Consider the following 10,429-nt stretch of genomic DNA (forward strand, 5'->3'; position numbering starts at 1 on the left):
CGGGACAGGGATTCCTGGAATCATCGCCCATGCCGTGTGGTGATCCTCCTACACCGCTAGCGATTACTGCGCCGGATCGGCACCCACTGGTGCCAGGAGCGGCGACGGAGCCTCGGCAACGGCGGGGTGTCGGCGGGTACGAGCAGTGTGTGGGTCCGCAGAGACGGCTCGTCCTCGGGGTCAGAGCCGCCTTGGGGGTGGAGCGTGGGCGGCGGGCCGCCATCCGGCGGGCTGCCGATCGACGTCGTCGCGTCGGACGGCGCCGTCCGTGGGTGGACACCTTGATCTCGTACGACGGTAGACCCCGGTCCCGGTTCCGCTGGGGGCGGGTCGGCGGAGTCCGCAGGCGGAGCAGGGAGTTCGCTATGCGTGGGCGCAGAGAGCAACTCCGTCCGGGGGGACGGCGGGCGTTGGACGTCCCATGCGTAGACGGTCCCGGCGTGTTCCGCCGTCCGGCGTTCGATGGCCTCGGGCAGCCACTTGCCGTGGGCCAGAAGCCGGGAAGCCTCGTCCGCCGCGGGCACCATGCCGATCAGTTCGGTGACGGATGGCCGACTCGAGGGATCCTTCGCCAGGCTGCGGCGGACCGCTGAGGCGATCTGCTCCGGCAGGCCGACCAGTTCCGGCTCTTCGTAGGCGACGCGAAAGAGTATTTGCGCGGCGGATTCCCCCCCGAACGGGTTCTGGCCCGAGGCGGCGAAGGCCATCGTGCATGCCAGAGCGAAGACGTCGCTTGCAGGCCCCACCTTGTTGTCCCGGACCTGTTCAGGCGACATGTAGGCCGGTGTTCCGATCACCATGCCTGTTCGGGTGAGAGACGTGGCGTCGCCGAAGGTCGAGACGCCAAAGTCGATCACGCGGGGACCGTCCTGGGCGAGCAGGACGTTCGAGGGTTTGAGGTCGCGATGCACGACTCCGGCGGCATGAATGGTCTGCAAGGCGCCGAGCAGTCCCAGCCACAGGGGTGTCAGCGTTGGCTGGGGCAGTGGGCCGAAGCTGCGGACCGCTTCGTTGAGGGAGGGCCCTGGAACGTACTCGGTCGCTATCCACAGTTGCGGATCGTCCGATTCGCTGGCCTGCAGAACGCGCGCGCTGAACGGTCCGCTCACCTTCGACGCCGCCGCGAACTCCCGCTCGAACCGTTGCCGGAACTCCTCGTCGCCAGCGATCTCGTGGCGCAGTACCTTGACCGCTGCCAGTTGTCCGGTCGGTGAACGGCCCAGGTACACCATGCCCATGCCGCCGGCGCCGAGTCGGCTGACCAGCCGAAAAGGCCCGAGCTGGTTCGGGTCCGACTGCTCCAGGGCGGAGGTCGGCCCTGGACCGACGTCCTTGCGGCGGGATCCTCGGTCCGATCCCTGCCTGCTCACGGTCGGCCTCCGTGGTCCCGGGCGCCGTAGAAGAGCTGCCGCTTGAGCCGTCGGTCTGCCTTCTTACGCCACAGGGCCAGAAGGGCGCGATTCTCCACGGTCTCGGATGCCTCGGCTCCGAGGATGCGGCTGAGGTCCGGGATCACGGCGTAGAACTGCTGAACGGCATCGCTCACATCGCCCTGGACTGCGGTCCAGTGGGCTAGCCGCGCCCGACTGACCACCGTGATCCGGTCGTCGGGCCCGAGGACCCAGGCGAGGTCGCTAACCAGCAGCCTCAACAGCCGTACCGCTTCGGTTGGTTCGCCCGTTTCCCCGGTCCAGTGGGCGAGTTGGCTGCGGGCCAGCAGCGTCTCCCGGTCATCGGGGCCCAGTACTCGCCCGAGGTCGGGCACAGCGGCGGCGAACATGTGCCGGGCCCGGCGGCGCCGGCCTGCGGCCCCCGACCACTGGGCCAACCGGGAGCGGCCTACAAGGGTGTGAGGGTCGTCCGGCCCCAGGACCCAGGACAGGTCCGGCACCAGTCCTGTCAGCAGCTGTACCGCTCGTCTGGGCACGCCGGCCCGCCCAGTCCACTGCGCCTGATTGAGCCGTCCGGTGAGGGTCTCGCGGTCCTCCCTGCCCAGGACGCGTGCGAGATCGGGGATGAGTTCGCCGGTCTGGTGGGCAGCAGCAGCTGGGTCCCCGGCCTCCCCGGTCCAACGGGCCAGCTGGGCGCGGCCAACGAGAGTCTCGCGGTCGTCGGGTCCGAGGATGCGTCTGAGGTCGGAGACGACGGTCGTGGAAAGCTGCCGGGCTTCTGCGAATCGGCCAGATTCGCCGGTCCACTGGGCGAGTTGGCTCCGGCCCACCACGGTGAACCGGTGGTCTGGTCCGAGGACGCGGGTCATCTGCTCGACGGCTGTCGTGGTCAGCCGCAGCGCCTCTTCGGTGCCTCCGTGCCGCCCGGTCCAATAGGCGAGGTTGACTCGCGTGACGAGCGTGGCAGGTGCGTCCGCTCCCAGAGTCAGGGTGAGGCCGGGCAGCACTTCGGTCAGCATCTGGACGGCCTCGCCGGTGTGCCCTTCCTCGCCGCGGCGGTGGCCAAGGTCCCGGCGAGCGAGCAGTTCCTCCCGTATGCCCGACGGCCTGTTCCCTTCGGCATCGGCGGACGACCCACGTTGGCTCCGCCTTCTCGGGCGGGTCAAGATCAGTAACTCGGCGGTGTCCGTCCCGCAATGCTGCGGCTCGGGCATGCCCCGAGTCGGCAGGACACGCTTGAGGTGGCGGAACAAGGCGCCGAGGGTGACCTCGACCGACGACGGGTGAGGTATGCCGTCCCGCAGGGCCAGTAGCAGTTCACCCGTGAACGCCGTGTGCCGCTCTCCCTCCTGGAATCGGGCCGGCTCGTTGGCGGCGGCCGACGTGAGCGTGTAGGTGCCCGCGATCTCCATCTGGTCGATGAGCGGCTCGTGGACACCGGAGAGGTTTCCTGAGATGGCACGCCCGGAGAAGCAGCAGTCGAGGATCAGCACCTTGTTGCGTGCCGGGCTGGACAGGAACGCCTCTCGGATTCCCTGAAACGGGAAAGCCGTGAACGAGGGGGCGTCGACAACGGACTTGGACAGGCCGAGGTACAACTCGCGTCGCTCGTGGCCGATCAGACCGTGACCGGAGTAGTAGACGAGGAAGACGTCCTCGGCCTGACGCGCGGCCTCCAGCAGCGGCAGCCCAAGATCCCTCGGCGTCGCGGGGTCGAGTACGGTCCGGACCTTCTCGGCAGCGAAGGCCCCGGGCCGTCCTTCAGTGAGCAGCCGATGGAGGTCGCGGACGTTGTTGCGGACGGCGGGAACGCCGGGTAGGGCCGCATCTTCGGTGTATTCGGCGGTTCCGACCAGCACGGCGCGCGAGTGGTCCGGGTCGGGTGGGCGTGTCACGGTCAGCCCTCCGGACGTGTCGCCTCGCCGAGGGCCAGAGTGCTTCCGTCGGAGAGCGCATCCCTGTCCGTCGCACCATCGGTGTGCAGTGCCGTCTTCAACAACTGCTCGACGGCTTCAAGGTTCTTCGCGTGTTGGACCGTCAGTTCGGTGCGCGTTCCGTCAGGGGCCACGACCTTGATCCGTACAGTGCTGCGCCGCGGTTGGCGCAGATACACCGCGAGTGCCCTGGCCAGGGCGGTCAGGGCGCCGCCGGCACCGACCGCGACCAAGACTGCGTCGCTCCAGGCGCCCAACTCGCCGTGCCCCGGCGCGGGCGGTGGAACGTGCACTCGTCCCCGTAAGAGAGCTTCGTCGTTGAGCCAGCTCGTGAGATCCCCGAGAGAGTCGGGCCCGTCGGGCCCGTCCACCGCCAGCATGGATCGCATGGCAGACCACCTTCCACCGCACGCCTATTGTCAAGGCACGGGCCCGCGGATGGGCCCCCGTAGCCGATCCCTATCTCAGTGTGCCACTTGGGGCAGGGAGCGATGTAAGGACTTTGTGGGGACGCTCTCAGCGAAGGCTCAAAACGGGATCACTGACGGCGTATCAGTGGGCGTTACGTGAGGGTCTGACGGGCTTGGCCAGAGGGTCGTCGAGGCCGAGCTGCTGCGCGAGCAGGCGGGTGCCCGGCCCCAGCTTGTCTGGCGTCGTGGTCATGGCGGGGAGATCTCCGTCAGCGTGCCCAGGGCGCGGGCCAGGCGCAGGGCGAAGCTGCGGCCCTGGTCGGGTCCGTCGGCAAAGCCTCGGCAGATCGCCGGGGCATCGGTTCCCAGAGTTTTGTGGCACACCACGTGGCCCTCGGCTCGCCGCGCGTGGCTGACCATGTCCGCAACACGTCCGGGCTGCAGGTACATCGGGTTGCCCGGGTGGAAGATGCAGGTACCGCAGCGGTGGGCGCACAACCAGACGGTGCCGGTGGCCGGGTCAGCGACATCGGCGTACGGCCCGTCGTCCTCCGGCTCGACATCGTCGTGCCCGGGGCGCTGCCGCGGCCATTCGCCGTGGCTGTCCGCGGTGGGGCGGTTCATCGGCGTCCTCCGCAGCCCGCGTGTCCGCAGCCACCGCAGAAGCCCTCGCTGTTGCACTCACACGGGCAGCGCCCCGCCGTGCGGCGCCCGGCGGGCGCAGGACCGTCAGGCACGAAGCGGCGGGTGGGGGCGAGCGGCGAGGTGCCGTCCAGGCTGCCCGCCTGGTCGGGGTCGGTGCGCCGTACGGCAGCCGTGAGCAGGCCGATGCGGGCCGTACGGGGCAGCCGGTCGAGGGCCTGGAGGCAGTACGTCAGATGCGGGTCCTGCGGCCGGATGGGGGTGCGCACGCAGGCCAGGAGCTGTGCGGCGGCCTCCGCCACGGCCCAGGCGAGGGTGGGCGGATCCAGGTCGGGGCGGTCCTCGAGGGGCAGTCGGTCTGCGGCGCGGGTCAACAGAGCTTCCAGAGATAGGGATTCTTCGTCTCCAGCGGCGGAGAGGAGCGTGTGAGCGTGGCGGAGGATCTGGCGCACCGCCAAGGGGTGCCGGAGCTGGCCGGTGTCGGGCATGGGGATTCCTTCCAGGAACGGGGCGGGCCGGTGCCGTGTCCGGGCCCGCAGCGCGGGGGTTGGGGCGGGGGCCCGAGGGGCGGGCCCCCGCACGGTCAACGGCGCCCGGTCACACCCCGGTGCGCCGTACGGCGGCCTGGTAGCTCTCCAGCACCAGGGTGAGCTGGTTCATCTGCTGGGCGAAGCGCGCGGCATGCAGGTCGGTGGTGTGGCCGGTGCTGGTGAGCAGGCCGCAGGCCGGGATGAGGGCGGGGTCCACGCGGGGGTTGAGGGTGTCGTCGAGGCGGTCGCGTACGTGGGCGGCGTGGCGGCGCAGTTTGCCGTGCAGCCGGTCGGCCTCGCGGGCCGTGCTGCAGACCAGATCGGCCAGCGCGCCCAGCGCGGTGCCGCGCTCCTGGCGGTGGCGGCCAAGGAGCCGGTAGCCGTCCTCGCCCAAGGCCGTGCGGAGGGCTGCCTCCCCCGGTGAGCGTCGAAGGGTGGAGTCGTCTGAGCGGTAGGGGGCAGAGGGGGCGTTGGTCCGGGCGGCGGCGCCACGGATGCGGCTGATGCCCTCCTGGAGCTCGCCGACCCGGCCCAGGCCGCCACCGCCATCGGCAAGGCCGCCACCGCCGCTCTCGCCGCCACATGACCCCCGGGTGCCGCAAAGCAGGCGGCGCAGAAGAAACTCGACGCGCTCCCCGCCGTCACACGGAAGAAGGAACCCCCACTCGACGCCCCGCAGATCCGGGAGATCACTGAGAGCCTTGGAGACATCGCACAGCGCATCCGCACAGCCGACACCGAGAAGAAAGCCCCGCTCTACGAAGCCCTCGGCATCACTATCAGTTACGAAAACGCAACGAGGACCGCGACCGTAAGGTCGAGGCCCTCATCACCGTATCGTCAGTGGTTGTGTCCGAGGGGGGACTTGAACCCCCACGCCCGATAAAGGGCACTAGCACCTCAAGCTAGCGCGTCTGCCATTCCGCCACCCGGACCAGGTGTCTGCCGCCTGGCCGGGGGTGTTCCCCGCGGCGACATGGACAACAATACCAAGGTTTCGGGGTGCCTTTCACCTGCGTATCCCGGTCGCCAGAGCGGATGCACGGGACGAGGTGGGGGTGCATCTACGGCCTCACCATGGGTGACCAGTTGATTACGACGGGCTCGCGGCGAGGGCGACGGCCCAGGACGCTGTTGCCGTTGCGGGAGCACTTGGGGAGCCGGATCACCTGGGAGTCGTCCGGCGTGGTCGCACGCATGCCGGCCGCCCTGTCCTCCCGAGAGGAGGAGGCGCTCGGGCCCGAGGCCCCGGGTGGGTCGCCCGTCACGGGTGTGGGTCGCCCATCACCGGGGGGCCGGAGGACCGCTGGATGCGAACATCGCCCGGCTGGTCAGCGCCGCGCGGCAGCGGGGGCTCGACCGACAGGGCATCGAACAGCCGGGCGGCGCCCCTGACATGAGCGCCGCCCGGCCTCACCTCACGGCATGAGGTGGTAGTCCGGGAAGTTCCCGGGCAGCCGTTCCCCCGCCGGCCCCTGCGTCACCGCGCGCACCAGCAGTTCCCCGCCCACGAAGGCACCGCGCCACGACGCGCCGAAGCCTCCGAAGAGTTCGTCGCGGTCGCCCCGGGAACGGGGCTTGCCGCGGCCGACCTTGAAGGCGCGGATCTGTGGGGCGAGTCGGTCGTACGTCGCCGCGTCGTCCGTGGAGAGGGTGGCGACGAGCGCGCCGTTCGACGCGTTCATCGCGGCGAGCAGCTCGGCCTCGGTGTCGACCAGGACGATGGTGTCGACCGGGCCGAAGGGCTCCGCGTGGTGCAGTGGTGAGGACGGCGGCGGGTTCAGGATCGTGACGGGCTGGACGTACGCCGCCGTGTCCTGGCCGGGCAGGAAGCGCGCGTCGGACAGCTTGCCGCGGTGCAGCGGGACGGCGCCCCGGTCGATGGCCTCGGCGACCTGGTCGTGCAGTTCCTTGGCCTTCGCCGCGTTGATGACCGGACCGAAGTCGAGCGTCGGGTACGGGTCATCGGGGTGCTCGACCGCGAGCGGGTGGCCGACACGTAGGGTGCGGACGGCCTGGAGGTACGCGGCCAGGAACTCGTCGAACAGCTCACGCTGGACGACGAAGCGCGGGTAGGCCGTGCAGCGCTGCTTGCCGTAGTCGAAGAGCTTAGGGATGACCGCGGTCAGCGCGTCCCAGTCGGTGTAGTTCCAGATGCCCCAGGTGTTGAGTCCTTCTTGTTCCAGTACATGCCGCTTGCCGAGGTCGGCGACGGCGGTGGCCACCGCGGCGCCCGTGTCACGGCCGCCGACGAAGGAGACACAGCCGATCTCGGGCGCGCGGACCAGCGCCTCCGAGAGCTCGCCGCCGCTGCCGCTGACGAGAGTGACCGGGATCCCTTCGCGCGCGGCCAGCGCGCAGGCCAGGGTGAGGCAGGCGACGCCGCCGTCGGTCGGGGTCTTGGCGATGACCGCATTGCCCGCCAATGCCTGTACCAGCATGGCGTGAACCAGCACGCTCATCGGGTAGTTCCAACTCGCGATGTTGGACACGGGTCCATCGAGCGGGGCCCGGCCGTCCACCATGGGCTCGATGCCGTCGACGTACCAGCGCACGCCGTCGATCGCCCGGTCCACGTCGGCCTGGGCGAGCCGCCAGGGCTTGCCGATCTCCCAGACGAGCAGGAGGGCGAGCAGTTCGCGGTGTTTGGTGAGCGCGTCGAGGGTCGCCGCCACGCGTGCGCGGCGTTCCTCCAGGGGCACGTGGCGCCAGGCGCGGTGCTGGTCGAGCGAGGCGCGGACGGCTCGCTGGGCGGTGGCACCGTCCAGACGCGGCGGGCCCGCGATGGGGCTGCCGTCGACAGGGCTGGTGGCGGGCAGTGCCCGGCCGTCCGCCTGCCAGGCGGCGCCCCAGAGATTGAGGACGCGGTCGTCGCGGAACGCCTCGGGTGCGACGGCGAGGCACCGCTGCCAGGCGTCGGCCCAGGACGTACCTGACTTCAGGACGAGGTTGGTCGGATTGAGGGTGGTTGCCATTCGGTGTCTCCGCTCTCGGTGCACAGTCGGGGGCGGGGGGCTTGGCATCTGCCGAACCACAGAATGCCTGCCCGCGCGAACAGTGGTCGCGTATGTCGCGAACGGTGGTCGCGTATGTAGGGAGGAACGTAGTGAGGCAGGACTGTTTCCGACAGTCACTCCACTTTAACTATGAGTGACGTCACGTTCCGTTTCCAGCTGGGTCAGCACCAGCCGAGCCGTCTCGGTCGGGGTGTCGCCCACGCGCACTCCGACCGCCTCCAGGGCCTTCTTCTTCGCCTGGGCGGTGCCCGACGAACCGGAGACGATGGCTCCCGCGTGCCCCATGGTCTTGCCTTCGGGCGCCGTGAAGCCGGCGATGTAGCCGACGACGGGCTTGGTGACGTGGTCGCGGATGTACGCGGCCGCCCGTTCCTCGGCGTCGCCGCCGATCTCCCCGATGAGAACGATCAGTTCGGTGTCGGGGTCGTCCTGGAAGGCCGCCAGGCAGTCGATGTGGGTGGTGCCGACGACGGGGTCGCCGCCGATGCCCACGCAGGTGGAGAAGCCGATGTCCCGGAGCTCGTACATGAGCTGGTACGTCAGGGTGCCCGACTTGGAGACGAGGCCGACGCGTCCGGGCTTCGTGATGTCGGCGGGGATGATGCCCGCGTTCGACTGGCCGGGCGTGATCAGGCCCGGGCAGTTGGGACCGATGACGCGCGTCCCCCTCTTCGCGGCGTGCGCGTGGAAGGCGACGGAGTCATGGACCGGGATGCCCTCGGTGATGACCACGGCGAGCCCTATCCCGGCGTCGGCGGCCTCCACGACGGCCGCCTTGGCGAAGGCGGGTGGCACGAACACCACACTCACGTCCGCGCCGGTGGCCGCCATGCCCTCGCGCACCGATCCGAAGACGGGCACGGCCCGGTCCTCGAAGTCGACGGTCTGCCCGGCCTTGCGCGGGTTGACGCCGCCGACGACGTCCGTGCCGGCCGCGAGCATGCGCCGGGTGTGCTTCATGCCCTCGCCGCCGGTCATGCCCTGGACGAGGACCTTGGACTCGTTGGTGAGAAAGATGGCCATGTCCCGCTCCTTCAGCTGGTGTTGGCGAGTTGGGCGGCACGACGGGCGGCACCGTCCATGGTGGTGGCCTGCTGCACCAAGGGGTGCGCGTGGCCGTCGAGGATGGCACGGCCGCGGACGGCGTTGTTGCCGTCGAGGCGGACCACGAGCGGTTTGGTCAGCCGCACGGCGCCCAGGGCCTGCACGATGCCGTCGGCGACGGCATCGCAGGCCGTGATCCCGCCGAAGACGTTGACGAAGACGGACTTCACGTCGGGATCGGAGAGGATGACCGACAGGCCGTCGGCCATGATCTGAGCGGAGGCCCCGCCGCCGATGTCGAGGAAGTTGGCCGGCCGGGCGCCGCAGCCCGCGACCACGTCGAGCGTCGACATGACCAGGCCCGCGCCGTTGCCGATGATGCCGACCTCGCCGTCCAGCTTGACGTAGTTGAGGCCCTTGGCCGCGGCCGCCACCTCCAGGGGGTCGTCGTGCCCGGCGTCCTCCTCTCCCCAACGCGCCTGCCGGAAGCGGGCGTTGTCGTCAAGGGTGACCTTGCCGTCCAGGGCGAGGATCTGCCCCTGGGCCGTGCGGACGAGCGGGTTCACCTCGACCAGGACGGCGTCCTCACGCGTCAGCACCTGCCACAGCCGCACCAGGACGTCGACCGTCTGCGGCGGCAGACCCGCGGCCTGCGCGATCTCGGACGCCTTCGCCGACGTCACGCCCTCCGCCGGGTCGATGTGGATGCGCGCCACCGCCTCCGGCCTGGTCGCGGCCATCTCCTCGATCTCCATGCCGCCCTCGGCGGAGGCGATCGCGAGGAAGCGTCCGGCGGCACGGTCGAGGACGTAGGAGACGTAGAACTCGCTCTCGATGTCGACAGGCTGAGCCAGCATCACCTCGCGGACCGTGTGGCCCTTGATGTCCATGCCGATGATCCGGCGTGCCGTGAGTTCGGCGGCGACCGGGTCGGCGGCGAGCTTCACACCGCCGGCCTTACCGCGCCCACCGGTCTTCACCTGCGCCTTGACGACGACGCGACCGCCGAGCCGGCGGGCGATCTCGCGCGCCTCCTTGGGCGAGGCCGTGACCTCGGCCCGCGGCACCAAGATGCCGTGTTCCTCGAAGAGCCCCCGTGCCTGGTGCTCGTACAGGTCCATGATCCGGCTCCTGTCTTAAAAGTGCTGCACGACCCCTGGACATCACCCATCGGATGCGGGATAACAATCTTCATACAGTATCCGTCGACTGTATGCAATGTGCCGGATGCGGCTCACGACCAGCGACGCCAGGACGTTCAAGGCAACGGACAAGTGAGGTGACCTGTGACAACCAAGGCTCTCGAAGGCATTCGCGTGCTCGACATGACGCACGTCCAGTCCGGCCCTTCGGCTACCCAACTGCTTGCCTGGCTGGGTGCGGACGTCATCAAACTGGAGGCGCCGACCGGTGACATCACCCGCAAGCAGCTGCGGGACATCCCGGACGTCGACTCCCTCT

General features: G+C 69.9%; 10 protein-coding genes and 1 tRNA gene. 1 reads left to right on the plus strand and 10 read right to left on the minus strand.

What is annotated here, in order from left to right; translation table 11 throughout:
- Window positions 1–56: 56 nt before the first annotated feature.
- The 10 genes from IEY95_RS47625 to sucC all read right to left on the minus strand — a co-directional run bounded on the left by IEY95_RS47625 (window position 57) and on the right by sucC (window position 10,089).
- Window positions 57–1,370, minus strand: coding sequence for a serine/threonine-protein kinase (locus tag IEY95_RS47625; RefSeq protein WP_189192585.1), 1,314 nt, complete (start codon window positions 1,368–1,370; stop codon window positions 57–59).
- A complete protein-coding gene (locus tag IEY95_RS47630) occupies window positions 1,367–3,286 on the minus strand; it encodes a caspase, EACC1-associated type (RefSeq protein ID WP_189192586.1) in 1,920 nt (639 codons plus the stop codon). Before IEY95_RS47630 ends, IEY95_RS47625 begins: the two co-directional genes overlap by 4 nt.
- 2 nt (window positions 3,287–3,288) lie before the next feature.
- Window positions 3,289–3,714: an effector-associated constant component EACC1 gene (locus IEY95_RS47635; RefSeq protein ID WP_189192587.1), complete on the minus strand. Its 426-nt coding sequence runs from the start codon at window positions 3,712–3,714 to the stop codon at window positions 3,289–3,291.
- A gap of 270 nt (window positions 3,715–3,984) precedes the next feature.
- Window positions 3,985–4,359, minus strand: coding sequence for a hypothetical protein (locus tag IEY95_RS47640; RefSeq protein ID WP_189192588.1), 375 nt, complete (start codon window positions 4,357–4,359; stop codon window positions 3,985–3,987).
- Window positions 4,356–4,865 (minus strand): hypothetical protein, encoded by a 510-nt coding sequence (locus tag IEY95_RS47645; RefSeq protein ID WP_189192589.1) that lies wholly within the window; start codon window positions 4,863–4,865, stop codon window positions 4,356–4,358. Before IEY95_RS47645 ends, IEY95_RS47640 begins: the two co-directional genes overlap by 4 nt.
- Window positions 4,866–4,974: 109 nt before the next feature.
- Complete coding sequence (locus tag IEY95_RS47650) at window positions 4,975–5,301, minus strand: hypothetical protein (RefSeq protein ID WP_189192590.1); 327 nt, start codon at window positions 5,299–5,301, stop codon at window positions 4,975–4,977.
- Between the two features lie 456 nt (window positions 5,302–5,757).
- A tRNA-Leu gene (locus IEY95_RS47655) sits at window positions 5,758–5,842 on the minus strand.
- A gap of 483 nt (window positions 5,843–6,325) precedes the next feature.
- Window positions 6,326–7,882 (minus strand): aldehyde dehydrogenase family protein, encoded by a 1,557-nt coding sequence (locus IEY95_RS47660; protein WP_189192591.1) that lies wholly within the window; start codon window positions 7,880–7,882, stop codon window positions 6,326–6,328.
- 165 nt (window positions 7,883–8,047) lie between these two features.
- The gene (gene sucD / locus IEY95_RS47665) at window positions 8,048–8,947 is read right to left on the minus strand and encodes a succinate--CoA ligase subunit alpha (protein ID WP_189192592.1); all 900 of its coding nucleotides are present in this window, start codon (window positions 8,945–8,947) and stop codon (window positions 8,048–8,050) included.
- An 11-nt stretch (window positions 8,948–8,958) separates the two neighbouring features.
- Complete coding sequence (gene sucC, locus IEY95_RS47670; protein WP_189192593.1) at window positions 8,959–10,089, minus strand: ADP-forming succinate--CoA ligase subunit beta; 1,131 nt, start codon at window positions 10,087–10,089, stop codon at window positions 8,959–8,961.
- A gap of 165 nt (window positions 10,090–10,254) precedes the next feature.
- Here sucC and IEY95_RS47675 point away from each other — a divergent pair.
- Window positions 10,255–10,429: CoA transferase (locus tag IEY95_RS47675; RefSeq protein ID WP_189192594.1), on the plus strand; the 175-nt coding region annotated here is incomplete at its 3' end.

This window comes from Streptomyces albiflavescens, assembly GCF_014645835.1.
In the GTDB taxonomy this organism is placed as follows: Bacteria; Actinomycetota; Actinomycetes; order Streptomycetales; family Streptomycetaceae; genus Streptomyces; species Streptomyces albiflavescens.

Excerpts from the sequence above, each read along its gene's own strand:
- sucC (WP_189192593.1), bottom strand. The coding sequence starts at position 10,089 with ATGGACCTGTACGAGCACCAGGCACGGGGGCTCTTCGAGGAACACGGC.
- IEY95_RS47635 (WP_189192587.1), bottom strand. The coding sequence starts at position 3,714 with ATGCGATCCATGCTGGCGGTGGACGGGCCCGACGGGCCCGACTCTCTC.
- IEY95_RS47640 (WP_189192588.1), bottom strand. The coding sequence starts at position 4,359 with ATGAACCGCCCCACCGCGGACAGCCACGGCGAATGGCCGCGGCAGCGC.
- sucD (WP_189192592.1), bottom strand. The coding sequence starts at position 8,947 with ATGGCCATCTTTCTCACCAACGAGTCCAAGGTCCTCGTCCAGGGCATG.
- IEY95_RS47660 (WP_189192591.1), bottom strand. The coding sequence starts at position 7,882 with ATGGCAACCACCCTCAATCCGACCAACCTCGTCCTGAAGTCAGGTACG.
- IEY95_RS47645 (WP_189192589.1), bottom strand. The coding sequence starts at position 4,865 with ATGCCCGACACCGGCCAGCTCCGGCACCCCTTGGCGGTGCGCCAGATC.